This is a genomic window from Lacinutrix algicola (assembly GCF_001418085.1).
Lineage (GTDB): Bacteria > Bacteroidota > Bacteroidia > Flavobacteriales > Flavobacteriaceae > Lacinutrix > Lacinutrix algicola.
On the sequence record NZ_LIQH01000028.1, the window covers coordinates 19,898 to 38,953 of the forward strand.

General features: G+C 31.6%; 15 protein-coding genes. All 15 read left to right on the forward strand.

Annotation, left to right across the window (positions count from 1 at the left end; genetic code table 11):
- The first annotated feature begins 3 nt into the window (after nt 1-3).
- Nucleotides 4-360, forward strand: coding sequence for a hypothetical protein (locus ASC41_RS04870; RefSeq protein ID WP_055435520.1), 357 nt, complete (start codon nt 4-6; stop codon nt 358-360).
- Between the two features lie 85 nt (nt 361-445).
- On the forward strand, nt 446-1,393 hold the full coding sequence (locus ASC41_RS04875) for a tRNA dihydrouridine synthase (protein WP_055435521.1): 948 nt from the start codon (nt 446-448) through the stop codon (nt 1,391-1,393).
- Between the two features lie 117 nt (nt 1,394-1,510).
- Complete coding sequence (locus tag ASC41_RS04880) at nt 1,511-3,715, forward strand: B12-binding domain-containing radical SAM protein (protein WP_055435522.1); 2,205 nt, start codon at nt 1,511-1,513, stop codon at nt 3,713-3,715.
- 53 nt (nt 3,716-3,768) lie between these two features.
- Nucleotides 3,769-6,027 carry an FUSC family protein gene (locus tag ASC41_RS04885; protein WP_055435523.1) on the forward strand — a complete coding sequence of 753 codons (2,259 nt, stop codon included), beginning with the start codon at nt 3,769-3,771 and terminating at the stop codon, nt 6,025-6,027.
- A 162-nt stretch (nt 6,028-6,189) separates the two neighbouring features.
- Nucleotides 6,190-6,720: a peptidase associated/transthyretin-like domain-containing protein gene (locus ASC41_RS04890; protein ID WP_055435524.1), complete on the forward strand. Its 531-nt coding sequence runs from the start codon at nt 6,190-6,192 to the stop codon at nt 6,718-6,720.
- 10 nt (nt 6,721-6,730) lie between these two features.
- Nucleotides 6,731-6,859, forward strand: a complete 129-nt coding sequence (locus ASC41_RS17235) for a hypothetical protein (RefSeq protein ID WP_262494952.1) — start codon at nt 6,731-6,733, stop codon at nt 6,857-6,859.
- An 18-nt stretch (nt 6,860-6,877) separates the two neighbouring features.
- Nucleotides 6,878-7,885, forward strand: coding sequence for a transglutaminase domain-containing protein (locus tag ASC41_RS04895; protein ID WP_055435525.1), 1,008 nt, complete (start codon nt 6,878-6,880; stop codon nt 7,883-7,885).
- A 35-nt stretch (nt 7,886-7,920) separates the two neighbouring features.
- Nucleotides 7,921-9,156 carry a DEAD/DEAH box helicase gene (locus ASC41_RS04900; RefSeq protein ID WP_055435526.1) on the forward strand — a complete coding sequence of 412 codons (1,236 nt, stop codon included), beginning with the start codon at nt 7,921-7,923 and terminating at the stop codon, nt 9,154-9,156.
- Between the two features lie 18 nt (nt 9,157-9,174).
- Nucleotides 9,175-10,152 carry a peptidase associated/transthyretin-like domain-containing protein gene (locus ASC41_RS04905; protein ID WP_055435527.1) on the forward strand — a complete coding sequence of 326 codons (978 nt, stop codon included), beginning with the start codon at nt 9,175-9,177 and terminating at the stop codon, nt 10,150-10,152.
- 95 nt (nt 10,153-10,247) lie between these two features.
- Entirely contained in the window at nt 10,248-12,467 is a 2,220-nt protein-coding gene (locus ASC41_RS04910) for a RelA/SpoT family protein (RefSeq protein WP_055435528.1), read from the forward strand.
- Nucleotides 12,468-12,563: 96 nt separating this feature from the next.
- Complete coding sequence (locus tag ASC41_RS04915; protein ID WP_055435529.1) at nt 12,564-13,022, forward strand: Fur family transcriptional regulator; 459 nt, start codon at nt 12,564-12,566, stop codon at nt 13,020-13,022.
- A gap of 15 nt (nt 13,023-13,037) precedes the next feature.
- Nucleotides 13,038-14,312, forward strand: coding sequence for an adenylosuccinate synthase (locus ASC41_RS04920; RefSeq protein WP_055435530.1), 1,275 nt, complete (start codon nt 13,038-13,040; stop codon nt 14,310-14,312).
- A 131-nt stretch (nt 14,313-14,443) separates the two neighbouring features.
- Nucleotides 14,444-16,291 carry an OstA-like protein gene (locus ASC41_RS04925; protein ID WP_055435531.1) on the forward strand — a complete coding sequence of 616 codons (1,848 nt, stop codon included), beginning with the start codon at nt 14,444-14,446 and terminating at the stop codon, nt 16,289-16,291.
- Nucleotides 16,291-17,475 (forward strand): aspartate aminotransferase family protein, encoded by a 1,185-nt coding sequence (locus ASC41_RS04930; RefSeq protein WP_055435532.1) that lies wholly within the window; start codon nt 16,291-16,293, stop codon nt 17,473-17,475. The genes ASC41_RS04925 and ASC41_RS04930 overlap by 1 nt, the downstream gene beginning before the upstream one ends.
- Nucleotides 17,476-17,632: 157 nt before the next feature.
- A complete protein-coding gene (locus tag ASC41_RS04935; RefSeq protein WP_055435564.1) occupies nt 17,633-19,024 on the forward strand; it encodes a tetratricopeptide repeat protein in 1,392 nt (463 codons plus the stop codon).
- Nucleotides 19,025-19,056: the final 32 nt, after the last annotated feature.

A 19,056-nucleotide genomic window follows, 5' to 3' on the forward strand; every position in this document is an offset into this window, starting at 1 on the left:
CACGTGAGTATTAGAATTAATAATACCATTTTAGATTTACAAGTTGCAAATGCTTTAATTGCTAAAGGCAAAACACTAAACGCTATTAAATACATTAGAGAAGAAGCACAAATAGGTTTAAAAGAAGCTAAGGATATTGCAGATAATTTAATTAATGATCCTGGTTTTTATAGTGGTCAAACGGATATTGAAATACAACATCCACGTTTTGATATTGAAGCTGAAAAAGTAAAACTATCAAAACCTAAAAGAAAAAGAGCTGGTCACATAATACAGGAAGGACAAAGCAAAACTAAAAAGAGTATTTTACTAGTTTTAATAACCTGCCTTATTATAGTCCTCTATCTTTATTTTAAATAAGTAATACAATCTATATATTTTAAAACCACTTCTGCTAGAAGTGGTTTTTCTTTTTAAACTATATTTGCGCAACTAATATTTTTAGATGTCAATTACTTTACTTTCTTCTCCTTTACAAGGCTTTACAGACTTTAGGTTTCGTAACGCATTTCATCATTATTTTGGTGGTATTGATACTTTTTATGCACCTTATATTCGGCTAAATGGGAAATTGAAGATTAAACAATCGTATCAATTAGATTTACAACCAGAAAATAACACTACATTAAATGTTATTCCGCAAGTAATGACAAATGATGTCGATGAGTTTTTGTTTGTTGTAAAATATGTGCAAAGTTTAGGTTATAAAGAACTGAACTGGAATTTAGGTTGCCCATATCCTATGGTTACAAAATCTGGAATGGGCTCTGGTTTAATTTGTAATCCTACAAAAATTGACGAGATTCTAAAAAAAGCACACAACGAAAGCGATATTACAGTATCCATGAAAATGAGAATGGGATACGAACACGCTGGAGAAATTTTAGACACCTTCCCTATTCTTGATAGCTATCCGCTTAAAAACATTGCTATTCATGCTCGAATTGGAAAACAATTATACAAAGGTCCTGTAGATTTAGATGCATTCGAGCGTTGTATAACAAGTACAAAACACAAGTTATATTACAATGGCGATATTACTAGCGTGGATGCTTTTAAAAAGATGGAAGCGCGCTTTCCAAGTATCGATCATTTTATGATTGGTCGTGGCTTAATTGCAGATCCGTTTTTACCAAACATGATTAAAAACGATACAACAGAATACCCTAAAAACCGTTGGGAGATTTTTAGAGAATTCCACGATACTATCTATCAGCAATACGATGAATACTTATCTGGGCCAACACCTATAAAAATGAAAATGTTAGGCTTTTGGGAGTTCTTTTCTCAGTCATTTTCTAATCCGCAAAAAACATACAAAGCTATTAAAAAAGCTGGTAATCCTGTAAAATACAAACAAGCAGTTGCTACTATTTTAAATAATGAGAAGTAATTTCTAATTATTGCACGATCAATAATCTATAGAAAATCAGTCGCTTTCTCACCCTTAAACACAGTCGAGTACTAATCAATTTTCAATTACCTTTGTTCTCGAATTAAAATTTTTCAATTGAAAGACCTTTTACTAATAACGCCACCTTTTACACAATTAAACACACCTTATCCTGCAACCGCATATTTAAAAGGGTTTTTAAATACTAAAAACATTTCTGCTTTTCAGATGGATTTAGGTATTGAGGTTATTCTGGAGTTATTCAGTAAAAAAACATTCGAAAAGTTATTTGATTTAGCAATTGAGAACGATACCATTTCAAGCGAAAATTGTCAACGTATTTACATCTTAAAAGACGATTACTTACAACCTCTAGATGCTATTATTCTATTTTTACAAGGCAAAAACCAAACCTTATCCAGACAAATTTGTACTACAAATTTTCTACCACAAGCGTCTCGTTTCGAGCAATTAGAAGATATGGATTGGGCTTTTGGTGAAATGGGAATGCAAGACAAAGCCAAACATTTAGCAACCTTGTATCTTGAAGATTTATCCGATTTTATTATTGAATGTATCGATCCTAATTTTGGTTTTAGCAGGTATGCCGAACGTTTAGGGCAAAGTGCCAATGCGTTTGATGAGCTTTACGACAGTTTACAAAACGAACCTACTTTTATAGACGAGATAACGCTTGCACTTTTAGAAGATAAACTAAAAACGGTACAGCCAAAACTAATCTGTTTTTCGGTACCTTTTCCGGGGAATCTATACAGTGCCTTTAGATGTGCACAATTTATAAAAGCTAATTATCCTGAAATTAAAATCGCCATTGGTGGTGGTTTTCCTAATACCGAATTACGACAAGTAACAGACAAACGTGTTTTTGATTTTTTCGACTTTATTACACTCGATGATGGCGAATTACCAATAGAGTTACTTTTTGAAAACGTATGTCATTCAGAGCAAAGCGAAGAAATCTTAGAAAAACAATTCAAACGCACTTTTATACTCGAAAACGACAAAGTTGTTTATAAAAACAACACCACAAAACCAGAATACAAACAGCTGGAAGTTGGTACTCCTGATTATTCAGATTTGTTATTAGAAGATTATATTTCTGTTATAGAAATTGCAAATCCAATGCATAGTTTATGGAGCGATGGCCGATGGAATAAACTCACCATGGCGCATGGTTGTTATTGGGGAAAATGCACATTTTGCGACATATCTTTAGATTATATTAAAATTTACGAACCTATTGCCGCTGCCCTTTTAGTAGATAGAATGGAGCAATTAATTGCACAAACTAGCGAAAATGGTTTTCATTTTGTAGATGAAGCTGCGCCTCCTGCGCTAATGAAAGCGTTGGCATTAGAGATTATAAAACGAAAACTTACTGTTACTTGGTGGACTAACATTAGATTTGAAAAAAACTTTACTCAAGATTTATGTTACTTACTAAAAGCGTCTGGCTGCATTGCCGTTTCTGGTGGTTTAGAAGTCGCTTCAGACAGATTGCTTAAACTTATAGACAAAGGTGTAACCGTAGAACAAGTGGCACAAGTAACGCGTAATTTTACGCAGGCCAATATTATGGTGCACTCCTATTTAATGTATGGCTATCCTACACAAACGGTACAAGAAACTATTGATAGTTTAGAAATGGTGAGGCAGTTGTTTGAGTTGGGAATTATTCAATCTGGTTTTTGGCATCAGTTTGCATTAACAGCACATAGTCCTATTGGTTTAAATCCTTCAGAATATGGTATTACACCAAATTACAAGTCTATTTCGTTTGCCAATAATGACATTGATTTTACAGACAAAACAGGCATAGACCATAATATGTTCAGCTTCGGCTTAAAAAAATCATTATTTAATTTCATGCATGGTATTGGCTTTGACATGGGCTTGCAAGAATGGTTCGATTTCGATATTCCTGAAAGTACAATTACACCATATTATATTGAAGATTGCCTAAATACTGAAACTACATTAAGCACAAAACCGACAGCTAAAATTGTTTATTTAGGGCATTTACCTTTAGTTGCAGAACGCACAAAAACTAAAAAAGGTTTTACTAATGAATTGTTAGAAATGACGTTTCACGATAAAACCGAAAGTCTTCAAATTACAGTAAACAAACCAGAAGGCGAATGGCTATTAGACACACTAGAAACATTGAAACCTTCGCATGGTAAAGCCTTATCTTTTTCTACATTAAAAAAAGATTTTGAAACTCAGTTTGAAGATTTTGAATTATTTTGGTTTTCTAAACAAATGCAAAAACTTAAAGATTTTGGTTTGTTACAATTATAAATAACACAAGAATAATCTCAATAAAAGGCATTAAAAACTATCTTTGAGTTACTATGCAAAACAAGTTAAAGGCGTACATAAAAACTACCGAATTATTTCTTAAAGGCTCTAGCTTTTATAGAGGTGTTGTACTTACAGTTGCAGTAATTTTACCCTTAATTGTTTTTAATGCTATAGATTTATTTGTTTTTGCTCCGGCAATTGCTTTAGGTACTTTTTTAAATGCTCCCAGCGATGTACCCGGAAGTTTAAGGCGCAAAATTAACGGTATCTTTATTAGTATTGCATTAACCATGTTGGTTACGTTTATAATATTGTTAACCAAACCTATTTTTGCTTTACTAGTAATCGCTATTACTATTTTAAGTTTTGGTATTAGTTTAATATCTGTGTATGGTTTTAGAGCTTCTTTAATCTCTTTTTCTGGTCTACTGGCAATTGTTCTAGCTTTAGCAATAGACAAACCAGATATAAAATCGATTGCTATACATGTTAGTCTTTTAGGTTTAGGAGGTTTATGGTATTTAAGCTTCTCACTACTTGCAAATTGGATTTTTCCTAAAAAAGACGACGACCAATTACTGTCTGACACCTTACAACTTACCGGACAGTTTTTAAAAGTGAGAGCTAAGCTTTTAGTAAAGCCTAATAAGCGTGAAAAGTTTTCTAAAAAAGCATTAATTCTACAAACGCAAATAAGCGAGAAACACGAAACATTAAGAGAGTTACTTTTAGAAGGTAGAAAACGTTCTGGAAGGTCCCACTCTAACGAAAGACGTTTATTAATATTTATATCTTTAGTCGATATTTTCGAATTGGCTTTAGCGAATTCTTTAGACTATTCTAAAATAGATTCTTTATTTGGTTTACGAAAAAAGCATTTGAATAGCTTTAAGAAAATGAATAAAGAAATGGGAAAACACCTTATTGCTTTATCCGAATTATTAATAAAAAAAGGCAAATTACCAGATATAGAATTATTTAACGACATCTATAAAGAGACTGATAAAGCCATATTAGATTATGTAGATGAAATTTCTTTACCAAAGGCTCGCGAAGGTGCAATTTCGTTAAGAAATCTTCAAGATTACCAAAAGCAATTACTCCAAGAAGTAAAAGCGATTAGGCGCGTTTTAAGAAAAGTAAAAAACAACTCTAAAGCCTTTTTAAAAACAAAAGAGTCTGTACCTTTTTTAACCTCTCAAGATTATAGATTTAATATATTATTACAACATTTTAGTTTAAAATCGCCAATGTTAAGGCATGCCTTAAGATTAACTATTGCTATTATTTTTGGCTTTTTACTAGGTAGTTTATTAGATCTTAAAAACGCTTATTGGATTATTTTAACCATTATAGTTATTATGCGTCCTAACTATGGACTAACCAAAGAACGTTCAAAAAACCGAATTATAGGTACCATAATTGGAGCTGTAATAGCAACAGCAATTGTTTTAATTACACAAAACACAATTATTTATATGGTGTTGGCTGTTATCTCACTAACCTTCGCCTTTTCTTTAATACAACAAAGCTATAAAGCAGGTGCTGCTTTTATAACCTTAAACATTGTTTTTGTTTACGCACTTATAGATCCTAATGCCTTTACCGTTATTCAATATCGTGTTATCGATACCGTTTTAGGTGCCGGAATTGCGGTTTTAGCAAACTATTTATTATTCCCAAGTTGGGAGTATAAAAATTTAGACTCGGTAATATTAAATGTAATTACCACTAACAGCGATTACTTAGAAGCCACAAAACATCTATACCATAATAAAGAAGAAAATAGCTTAGAGTACAAAGTCTCAAGAAAAAAGGCTTTTCTAGCAATGAGTAATTTAAATGCAGCTTTTCAACGTTTAACACAAGATCCAAAATCTAAACAGAAAGAATCTGCTTTAATTTATGATATGGTAACCTTAAACCATACTATACTATCGGCGATAGCGTCTATTGGGAGTTATGTATTAAATCATAATACAACTCCAGCTTCTGCAGAATTCGATACTATTATTAAAGATATTACATCGTCCTTAAAACATGCTGCTTCAAAATTAGAACATAATGAAACCGTTCACTTTTCCGAAGAAAAAGAAATACACCAAGCGCATGAAAAACTTCAAAAACGTTACAATAATTTATCTCTAAAACGTGATAGCGATATTGAAGCCGGACAAACCGAGATAGACAATAAAACGCTTTTAAACTTGCAAGAAGCACATTTAATTAGCAATCAATTATTATGGTTAAAGTCTCTATCTGTTAATTTAAACAATGTAACATTAAAGTACAAATCTGTTTTTAATTAACCTATTAGGTAGTTAAAACGGTCTCAAATTTAATTTTCCAATTCTCCAAACTCATTAAAAGGAACGTTTCACTCATTGAAACGCATGGTTTACTCGTTCTTCATTTTATACTACTAATGTTAAACATATGTTTGATGTATATTAACACATAAAACGTACACCATGAAAAATCAACTTAGCTTAAACATTAAAACACCTTGCCAAGAAAACTTTAATACATTTGCTCCAGCACCAAAAGGTGGTTTTTGTGGCTCTTGTGAAAAGGAAGTCATCGATTTTACAAAATTTGAAAACTCAGAAATTGCAAAATATTTCAAAACAGAAAACAAACAAGATACTTGTGGTAGATTTAAAGCGAGTCAACTTAACATTCCTAGCCCAATAACACAACAAAGAAAAAGATACAGACTATTAACTGGCATTGGATTGGCTTGTTTATCATTGTTTTCATTTAACATGGCTCAAGCTCAAGATGCTAAAACAATCTCGAAAACTTCTGAGAGCGATTTAGCAATTAATACTTCAAAGTTTAAAAATAATATTCTTGTAAAAGGAAATATATTTGAAGATTCTCTACCATTACCTGGTGTAAATATTTTACTTGAAGGAACAGCTATTGGTGCGACATCAGACTTTGATGGCAACTTTACATTTCCTCAAAAATTAAAAAAAAGGAGACGTATTAGTTTTTAGCTCCGTAGGAATGGATTCTCAAAAAATAGTAATTGATAATAAAGATGCTTCTGAAACCATAGATTTGAAAATAAACATGAAAATGGATTCTGTTATTTTAATGGGAAAGATTGCTGTAAAAGAAGTTTACAAGAACTAAATAAATCCTTTTTTAAATATGAAAAACACACTTCTTTTATTCTCGCTTTTAATTTTCAATAATGCGATTGCTCAGGTTTCCGATTTTAAATCTACCGATTTCACTATTGCTAACAATGTAGCGAAACTATATAAAGGAAGTGATTTAAGTAATTTGCCATTGCTTGCACATAATCTCACCTATAAACTTCCAACTGATGTTGAAAAATTTAGAGCTATTTACACTTGGGTTTGTAATAATATTAAAGGAGATATTTACCAAAATGATAAAGTAAGTAAGCAACGTAAAAAATTAAACAACGACAGTTTAGCTTACATAAAATGGAATAACAAGTACAAGAAAACAGTTTACAAAAGGTTAATTAATAATAAAAAAACCATGTGTACTGGCTATGCTTACTTAATTAAAGAGTTATGCTTTTTTGCTAATATAGAATGTGAAATTGTAGATGGTTACGGACGTTCCACAATCGCAAACGTTAATAGTCTTGAAATGGCAAACCACTCATGGAATGCCGTAAAATTAAATAACAAATGGTATTTATGCGATGCCACTTGGTCTAGCGGATATATAGTTGCAAACGCTCTTTTTATAAACGATTATAATGATGGTTACTTTTTAACAGATCCTATTTTATTTGCTAAAAACCATTATCCTTTAAATAAAAAGTGGCTACTAAATAATGAATTAATGCAATCTAATTTTATAGCTTCTCCTCTAGTTTATGGTGAAACTTTTAAGCAGAAAATAATTCCTGTAAGCCCAAAATTAATGGATTTTAAAATTGAAAAAGATGAAGAAATAATATTCAGTTTTAAAGCTCTAAAAAAAGAAAATTCTAATACTATATCCCTAGTTTACTTTTCAGGAAATAAAGAGCGTACTTTAAAATTACACGACCTTAAGCACGAAAATAAAGTAACAACATTTAAACATCAGTTTAAAAGAAAAGGCTTTTTCGATGTGCATTTAAAAATAGACAATAACATTGTTGCTACTTACACAATTGAGGTGACGAAAAGTTAAATTATAGAACTACCTTTGCATCAAATATTTATTACATGTCATTTAAAGATCTAAAATTAAACAGACCATTACTTCGTGCCATTGCCGAGAAAGGCTACGACAACCCAACACTTATTCAAGAGCGTACGATTCCGTTGGTTTTAGATAAAAAAGATGTAATCGCTTCTGCCCAAACAGGAACAGGAAAAACTGCTGCTTTTGCCTTACCTATTTTACAATTATTGTACGATAAGCAAGATGCTGGAAAAAGTCAAAAGAAAATTCGCGCGTTAATTATTAGTCCAACACGTGAACTAGCAATACAAATTCAGGAGAATTTTCAAGAATACGCTACACATACCAACTTAAAATCGACTGTCGTTTTTGGAGGTGCATCTATAGAACCACAAAAAGAAACACTTAAAAAAGGTGTAGATATTTTAATTGCAACACCAGGAAGGTTACTAGATTTACACAAGCAAGATATTATAAACTTGGATTATGTAGAAACTTTGGTTTTAGATGAAGCAGATTTAATGCTTGACATGGGTTTTATAGACGATGTTAATAAAATTGAAAGACTATGTCCTAAAGAAAAACAAACACTTTTATTTTCGGCAACTATGCCTTACAAGGTGGAACAATTAGCTGAAACTATTTTAAATAATCCAAGACGTGTTGAAGTATCACAAAATTCTTCAACCTCTAAAAATGTAAATCAGGCTTTGTATTATGTTCCTAAAAAAGACAAAATAGAATTATGCTTGCATTTACTTCGCAGTACTATAAATGGTAGAGTTATTATTTTTCGTCGTACTAAATATGGTGTCGATAAATTAGAACAAACACTACTTAAAAATAATTATAAAGCCGATAGTATACATGGCGATAAAAGCCAAACTCTAAGACAAGAAGCTTTAAATAATTTCAAGAAAAATAAGGTCGATATTTTAATTGCAACAGATGTTGCTGCACGTGGTATTGATGTAGACGATGTAGATGCTGTTGTTAATTTCGATATGCCAAACGTACCAGAAACTTACGTACATAGAATTGGTAGAACGGCAAGAGCAGGAAATACAGGAACTGCTTACTCTTTATGTTCGGCAGACGAAAAAGAATATGTTAAGGCTATACAACAACTTATTAGTTTACAATTGGATGTTGTAGAAGATCATCCTCACCCATTAGATCCAAAGGAAAAACCTGTTGTACATAAAAAACAAGGTTCTAAACACAGAAAAGGACGTAAAAGCGAAGCTTCTAAAAAGAAGAAAAAACGCTGGTATTAAATATGTAATAACAATAATATGAATAGATTCTTATCTTTTATTTCACTAACTCTTTTGTGCTTTAATACACAAGCACAAAACACAACTATAGTTTCTGAGACTGAAGAACCTGTTTCTTACGCAACGATATCTTTTGGTAATGGTAATGGATTATTTGCAGATGATGCAGGTCAGTTTTATTTCACGAAAAAATTATATAAGGATATAGATTCTTTATTTATTTCTGCTATTGGCTTTAACGATCTTAAACTTGCAACTCAAGATTTATCTGCTACAATTATAATGAAATCAAGTGTAAATACACTTGACGAAGTCTTTTTAACCAAACCAAAAGGCAAATTTAAAATAGATAAAATAAAACCAACTGTACACGAAGATTATTACAAATGTTGGCTACCAACGATAGAAAGTGAAATTGCTGTGTATTTCCCAAATAATTCAACTAAAACAAAACGATTATCTAGCTTACAAATTCCAATAAAAGTAGAAGCTAAAGATTGGGATAAACGCAAAAAGAAATCGTCTAAAAAAAGACCATTCTCTACTTTATTTAAAGTCAATTTTTACAAAAACAACAACGGTTTACCTGGCGATGTTTTAACATATGAGAATATTGTTTTTATAGCAAATGAAAAGAATGATAAGATTTTAGAATTCGATATTACTGAAAACGATATCTATATGCCTAAAAACGGTTTATTTATTTCGCTTCAAGTATTGGGCTATACAGATGCAAAAGGAAAATTATTACCGAATAAAAAATATCAAGAAATTAAAACAAAACGAGGTATTGTTAAAGTATCGACTACGTTTAGACCACTCTTACCTTTTACAGACGAAATTTCAGAAAAAAGAACCTTTGTAAGACGTATTTTCTTAAATGGTGGAGAATGGACGCTTTTCGATAAACAAAATGTTGAAAAATCGAACTTACTTAAAGCAGGTTTAAACAATTACGGATTAGGCTTAAACTTAGAAGTCTACAAGGAAGATTAATTAAAATCAGAACTTTTCTGCCCATCTTTATTTCTTCATTTAAAAAATAAAAAAAAGGGCTTGCACATTCATATTTAATTCTTATTTTTATTAATATGACGGAAGCAGAAATAGAAAAAGAAAACGCAACAATTGCAAAAGCCTATAAAGACTTATTAAAGGTTAGTTATACCTCGTTAACAGATGACGATAAAAAACTAATTCGTAAAGCTTTTGATGTTGCTGTAGATGCACATAAAACGCAACGTAGAAAAAGTGGTGAAGCTTATATATTTCATCCTATTGCTGTAGCACGTATTGTGGCTTCAGAAATAGGAATGGATGCCACCTCTATTGCTGCTGCTCTGCTTCATGATGTTGTAGAAGATAGCGACGATTATACTGTAAAAGATATTGAAAAACTATTTGGTGAAACCGTTGCAAGAATTGTTGATGGTTTAACTAAAATTTCATCTTTAAGTAAGGAGAAAGACATGGACGTGTCTCTTCAAGCAGAGAATTTTAGAAAAATGCTGCTAACGCTTAATGATGATGTACGTGTGATTATTATTAAAATTGCCGACAGACTCCACAACATGCAAACCATGGATTCCATGCGTCCTGATAAGCAAGAGAAAATTGCAAGCGAAACGCTATATATTTATGCGCCTTTAGCACATAGAATTGGACTTTATAACATTAAAACGGAACTTGAAGATTTAAGTTTAAAGTATACAGAGCCAGAAATCTATAACGATATTCTACATAAAACAAAAGAAAGTAAGCAAGAACAAGATGCGTATATTCAAGAGTTTAATAGTGTTATAAAAACATCTTTAGATAAAGAAAGTTTAAATTATGAAATAAAAGGACGTCCAAAATCTATTTTTTCTATTAAAAGAAAAATGGAAAAACAAGGCGTTTCCTATGATGAAGTATACGATAAATTTGCTGTTAGAATTATTTATAAATCCGATAAGGAAAACGAAAAATTTCTAGCTTGGAAAATATACTCAGTCGTTACAGACCACTTTAGACCAAATCCAACACGATTACGAGATTGGATTTCTTCTCCAAAATCTACAGGTTACGAAGCTTTACACATTACTGTAATGGGACCAAAAGGACGTTGGGTAGAAGTACAAATTAGAAGTGAGCGCATGAACGAAATTGCCGAAAAAGGTTATGCTGCACACTACAAATACAAAAATAACGACGATAAAGAAGATAATTTAGATATGTGGATTAATAGGCTTCAAGAAGCACTAGAAAACCACTCTACAAATGCTGTTGATTTTGTAGAACAATTTAAACTTAACCTCTACTCTAAAGAAATATTTGTTTTTACACCTAAAGGAGATTTAAAATCGTTACCAAAAGGTGCAACGCCTTTAGATTTTGCATTTAGTATTCATACAGAAATAGGTATGAAAACACGTGGTGCGAAAGTTAACGGTAAACTAGTACCATTAAGTCATGAACTTAATAGCGGAGATCAAGTCGATATTTTAACAAGTGAAAATATTAAACCAAACTCTAACTGGTTAGATTACGCTACAACCTCTCGTGCAAGAGGTAAAATAAAATCGCTACTACGTGAAGACGAAAAACTAATTGCCGAAGATGGTAAAGAGATTTTACGCAGAAAATTAAAGCAGCTTAAAATAACACTTGATGAGAAATCGGTTAACGAAATGGTTAGCCACTTTAAACTTAAAACTAGTTTAGATTTATTTTACCGTGTTGGAATTGGTACCATAAGTAATCCAATGCTTAAAGACTACGCGGCATCGAGAAGTAATGCTTTGGTAAGTTTTATTAAGAATAAAATAAATCGGAAAAATTCGATTTCAAAAGAAGAACTCGAAAAAGACGAAATTACAAGCAGTTACGATATGCTTGTTTTTGGTAAAGAAGAAGAAACCTTGGATTATAAATTAGCAACCTGTTGCAATCCTATTCCTGGTGATCCTGTTTTTGGATTCCTTACTATTAACGATGGTATAAAAGTGCATAAAAAAAACTGTCCAAATGCACTAAGCATGCAGTCTAATTACGCCTACAGAATAATGCTTGCTAAGTGGATTGACTCTTCTAAACAAGAATACTATGCAAATATTAACCTTTCTGGTATCGATAATTTAGGTTTGGTAAACGATATTACTAAGATTATATCAGAAAACATGCATGTAAACATGACGAGTATTAGCTTTCAAAGTAATCATGGTGTCTTTTCTGGTAAAATTAATGTGAGTGTTAAAAACAAAGCCTTGCTTAAAAAATTAATGGATAATCTTAAAAAAATTAACGGTATCGAGAAGGTTTCGAGAGCATAAAATCATTCTTGTTAATAACTGCTTGATAACACGTTATTCTATCTCTTAAAATTGTAGAATTACCCCAAAAAAATACGTAAATTTGTCGTTTAAATTATGAGCGCAAATACAGACACAAAAAATCAAGAGATTGTAAAAAATGTTTTTACAGCTTTTTTAGAAGGTAATGGTCACAGGAAAACGCCTGAACGTTACGCTATACTTCAAGAAATTTATAATAACAAAGAACATTTTGATATTGAATCTTTGTATTTAAAAATGAAAAACAAAAAATATCGTGTAAGTCGCGCTACACTTTATAATACCATAGAATTACTTTTAGACTGTGGTTTGGTGCGTAAACACCAATTTGGAAAAAATCAAGCACATTACGAAAAATCGTATTTCGATAAACAACACGATCATGTTATTTTAACAGATACAGGTGAAGTTATCGAATTTTGCGATCCTAGAATACAATCCATAAAAAAAACAATCGAAGAGGTTTTTGATATCACAATCACAAACCACTCGCTCTATTTTTATGGTACAAAAAATAAAACAGAAGACAACTAAAAAAAACTTACTACAATGGCAGTAGATTTACTACTAGGTTTACAATGGGGAGACGAAGGCAAAGGAAAAATTGTTGATGTATTAACCAAGAATTACAACATTATCGCACGATTTCAAGGTGGTCCAAATGCAGGACATACACTTAAATTTGATGGTATAAAACATGTACTTAGAACAATTCCTTCTGGAATTTTTCATAAAGATTCAATGAATATTATCGGAAATGGCGTTGTTGTCGATCCTGTAGTATTTATTAAAGAATTAGAAGGCTTAGATCAATTTAATATTGATTATAAAGCAAAGCTAATTTTGTCTCGCAAAGCCCATTTAATCTTACCAACACATCGTTTATTAGATGCTGCAAGTGAAGCTTCTAAAGGAAAAGCAAAAATTGGTTCTACTTTAAAAGGTATTGGACCAACTTATATGGATAAAACCGGCAGAAACGGTATTCGTGTTGGTGATTTAGAGATGCCAGACTGGAAAGAAAAATACAGAGAATTAGCAAACAAGCACGAAGCTATGATTGCTTTTCACAATGTAGAAATTCAGTACGATTTAGAAGAAATGGAAGTTGAATTCTTTGAGTCTATAGAACGCTTAAAAGAATTACAATTTATAGATAGTGAAGCCTACTTACACCAATCTTTAAAAGATGGAAAAACCATTTTAGCAGAAGGTGCTCAAGGTTCACTTTTAGATATTGACTTTGGAACATATCCATTTGTTACATCTTCAAACACAACAGCAGCCGGAGCTTGTACAGGTTTAGGTATTGCACCAAACCAAATAAAAGAAGTCTTTGGTATTTTTAAAGCTTACACTACTCGTGTTGGTTCTGGACCTTTTCCAACAGAATTATTTGATGCAGATGGTGAAGAAATGGCTAGAGTTGGCCAAGAATTTGGAGCGGTAACAGGTAGAGCAAGACGTTGTGGATGGTTAGATTTAGTAGCCTTAAAATACACATGTCGTGTTAATGGTGTTACACAATTAATGATGATGAAAAGTGATGTGCTTTCTGGTTTTAAAACCTTAAAAGTAGCCACTGCTTATAAATATAAAGGTGAAACTATTGAGCATTTACCGTTTAATATCGAACCAGAAAATGTAGAGCCAGTTTATACTGAATTTAATGGTTGGAGTGAAGACTTAACAGGAATGACTGAGTACTCTCAACTACCAAAAGCATTAAACGAATATATAGAGTTTCTTGAAAAAGAATTAGAAATTCCTATTACAATTGTTTCTGTTGGACCAGATAGAAAACAGACCATTTTTAGAGATTAATTTCAATCTATAAAAGCATTTTAAAACCTGTTTAAGTTAATACTTAAACAGGTTTTTTCATATTAAAATTTTCCTAATAGATAATGCTAACTCATATTAATCGTTATTTTTGCTGAAACACTAATTACAAGATGTTTAAAAACTTAATAATAGTATTTCTACTTAGCCTATTCTCTTTCAATGGTTTTGCACAACAACGCAAAAACATAGAAATTAAAGATTCTGGAGCTTTTGGAGAAATAGACGAAAAAAATTATCCTGGTGCAAGAATTCTAACACGTAGTGATGCTGGACAAGTGCATGTATATCATGACGGTATAGATATGTATTGCGATCAAGCTGTACTATATGGTAAGGAGAATTTTGTAGAAGCTTACGGAAACGTAAAAATGATACAAGGAGATACCATTACTATGGTTGCTAGATATGCTGAATATAGTGGTAAAACACAACTAGCTTATGCTAAGGGAGATGTAGTTTTAACAGAACCAAGCTCTGTGTTAACTACAGACAAGCTCTTTTTCGATCGTGCTAAACAAGAAGCCTTTTATAACGAAGAAGGAATGGTGGTTAGAGATTCTTCAGGAACAATTACAAGTACTGTTGGTCGTTACTATATGTCTCAAAAAAAATACCGCTTTTTAAATACTGTAAAACTGGTAAATCCGGAATACGTATTAACTACAAACCAATTAGATTTCTTTTCAGAAACTGGGCATGCCTACATGTATGGGCCATCAAAAATTGTAGGAGAAACAAGTACTGTTTATTGCGAGCGTGGCTTTTACAACACTAATAACGACACCGGTTATTTTACAAAAAACTCAAGAATAGACTACGATAATCGTGTAGTGGTTGGAGATAGTATGTTTTTTGATAGGAATAAAGATTTTGCATCAGCAACAAACAACATTACAATTACAGATACCATAAATAATAGTATTATTAAAGGTCATTATGCCGAGGTTTACAAATCTAAAGATTCGGCTTTTGTAACAAAACGTGCATTAGCGATTTCTGTTCAAGACAACGATTCTATTTATATTCATTCTGATACTTTAATGATTACCGGAAAAGAAGACAATAGAATAACTAGAGCTTTTAGAAATGCAAAATTGTTTAAGTCTGATATTAGTGGAAAATCAGATTCAATTCATCTTAACCATCAAACTGGTTTAACACAACTAATTAATCTATCGCGTTTAGATTCTAAAGATGTATTTGCTGTAAAAAGAAGACCTATTCTTTGGAATTTAACAAACCAAATTACAGGTGATACCATTCATTTAAAATCTAATACCGAAACCGAAAAAATCGATTCATTAATTGTTTTCGAAAATGCATTTGTTATTAGTAAAGATACATTAAGCACAGACTATTATAGCCAGATAAAAGGAAAACGATTGGTTAGCTTGTTTGATGACAATAACCAAATGAAGCAAGTTAACATCTACAAAAATGCAGAATCTGTTTTTATTCTTAGAAATGAAGAAGATGAATTTATTGGCTTAGACAAAGCACGTTCTGCAAATATTGAAATCTATTTTGAAGCTGGAGATATTTATTATTACAAACGACTAATTGCTCCAGAAGCGAACACTTACCCTGAAAAAGATATATTAAAAGGTGCATTAAGATTAAAAGATTTCGATTGGCGTGAAGATGAAAGACCATTAAGCGTTGATGATTTATTTAAAGACGATCCGCCTTTAGAATTACCAATAATAAAAGGCTTGGCTCCTGCTGTTCCTGATGAAGAATTTTTTGATAAAAATTTATTAAATCGTATTGATTTAGCCGATCAAGAAAGCAAACCAAAAGTCCGTTATGGAGATGATCGTGATGATAAACCTTTAAAAGCATCAAGGCAACTTCCTAGCAAACAACTAAAAAAAGAGGAGATTAAAAAGAACCTTCCAAAGCAAAGCAAGCCAAAAAACATAAAACCTTCGCTTGGAAAAGTATTAGAAAAGGAATAATGAAAGACGATTTCTTTAAATACCAAGCACAAACGACACCACATCCTTTAGCCATGGAGATTTCTCATGCTAAAGGATCGTATATATATGATACCAACAACAAAGTCTATTTAGATTTTGTTGCAGGTGTTTCTGCTTGTCCCTTAGGACATTCGCATCCAAGAGTAGTTTCAGCTATAAAAACTCAAATAGACAAATATTTACATGTCATGGTTTATGGAGAATACATCCAAAAGCCGGCAGTAGACCTTTGCGAGTTATTAGCTAAAAACTTACCTTTTCCTCTAGAAAAAACATATTTAGTAAACTCTGGAACAGAAGCAATCGAAGGCGCATTAAAACTAGCGAGACGTGCAACTGGCAGAAGTGAAATTATTGCTGCACATAGTGCTTACCATGGTAACACAATGGGTTCTTTAAGTTTAATGGATTTTGAAGAACGCAAGGCACCTTTTAGACCATTACTTCCAGAAATTAGTCATATTACTTTTAATAACGAAGCGCATTTAAAACATATTACAACAAAAACAGCTTGTGTAATTTTAGAAACAATACAAGGTGGTGCTGGATTTATTGAACCTAAAAATGACTATCTACAAAAAGTTAGAGAGCGCTGTAATGACGTTGGTGCGTTGTTAATATTAGATGAGATTCAGCCAGGAATAGGTAGAACAGGAAAATTATTTGGCTTTGAAAATTACAATTGCATTCCGGATATTTTAGTTACAGGAAAAGGCTTAGGAGGTGGTTTACCCATTGGAGCATTCACGGCTTCTACCAAATTAATGGAAACTTTACAAGACAATCCTAAACTAGGACATATTACTACTTTTGGAGGGAATCCTGTTATAGCTTCGGCTGCTTTAGCAACATTACAAGAAATTACAGAAAGTGACTTAATGTCGCAAACTCTAGAAAAAGAAAAGTTAATAAGATCCCATTTAAAACATCCTTTAATAAACGAGATTAGAGGAAAAGGATTAATGCTAGCTGCTATATTACCTTCTGCAGAAATCGTTAACCAATTGATATTAAAATCTCAAGATAACGGCTTAATACTTTTTTGGTTATTATTCGAACCAAAAGCCATTAGAATTACACCACCACTTACCATTAGCAACGAAGAGATTATAAAAGGCTGTGGCATTATTGTTGAAGTATTAAATAACATACAAATTAGATAGGCAATAGCAACTTATTAATTATCAATGATAAAGCAATAAAAATCACGTTACATCAAATGGTTGTTCATTACTTTGTTAAAAACATTTGTTTGCAACCTATTAAAAATAGCGCTTTGAGCGTTACTTTTATTGTATTAAATGCGTTAAATTAATGCCTATGGATTTTAGCCAAGAAGAAGAAAATAATAACGTATCGCTTACCAAATTTGAGTCTATGCTTAAAACAAACAATGTGTTGTTTTTTGACTCTAGCGAATTCGAGAATATCATTCATCACTACCTTAATCAAGGTAAAGTAGCGCTTGCAAAAAAAGCAATAAAACTAGGTTTACAACAGCATCCTAGCTCTGTAAGTTTAAAGCTTTTTAAAGTTGAAATTTTTGTTTTTGAAAATGAGTTAGGTAAAGCTAATTCACTTTTAAACGAGCTCTATATTCTTGAGCCTTCAAACGAAGAAATTTATATTCAAAAAGCCAATATTTTCTCTAAAGAAAATAAACACGAAGAAGCTATTGATGTTTTAAAACGCGCGTTAAGCCTTGCTGAAGATACTGCAGATTTATATTCACTTATAGGAATGGAATATTTATTTTTAGACCAATTCGATAAGGCTAGAGATAGTTTTATGGAGTGTTTAGATTCTAATCCAGAAGATTATGCATCACTTTATAATATTATATATTGCTTCGATTTTTTAGACAAAAACAGCGAAGCTATAGAATATCTAAACACTTATTTAGACAAAAATCCATATTGTGAAGTCGCTTGGCATCAACTTGGGCGTCAATATTATGAGCTTAAAGACTACGAAAAAGCATTAAACGCTTATGATTTTGCTATTATTTCGGATGATACTTTTGTTGGAGCATATATAGAAAAAGGTAAAGTTTTAGAAAAACTTAACCTATACAATGAAGCTATAGAAAACTATAGCATTACACTCTCTTTAGAAGACCCAACATCTTTTGCTTTACTTAGAATTGCAAGTTGTCATGAAAAATTAGGCAACGATGATTTAGCACTGCATTACTACTACAAAACAGTACATGAAGACCCACTTTTAGATAAAGGCTGGATTGCAATAACTAAGTTTTGTTGTAAACAAGAAAACTACGAAAAAGCATTACATTACATAAATAAAGCTATAAATATTGATGGTGAAAATGTAATTTACTGGAATTATTATGCAAAAATAAATCATAAATTAAATTTTCTAGAAGAAGCAGAACGTGGTTATAAACAAGTATTAGAATTAGAGCATTATGAATTAGAATCTTGGCTAATTCGTAGTGATTTATTATCAGAGTTAGGTGAAGTGGAATCAGCTGCATTAAATTTAATTCAAGCTCAGGACTTTTTCCCAGAGAATGCTGAAATAGAATTTAGATTAGCAGGTTTGTATTTTCAATTATTGGAAACAGAAAAAGCAACATATCATTTTAGAAATGCTATGCGTTTTGATGCCGAACATATTATTATTCTAGAAGAATTATTTCCAGAAATTTACAAGTCTACAGCTGTAAAAAACTTATTAAAAAAGAAACAATAGCATTTACAAAAGCCTAAATATTTGCATACCTT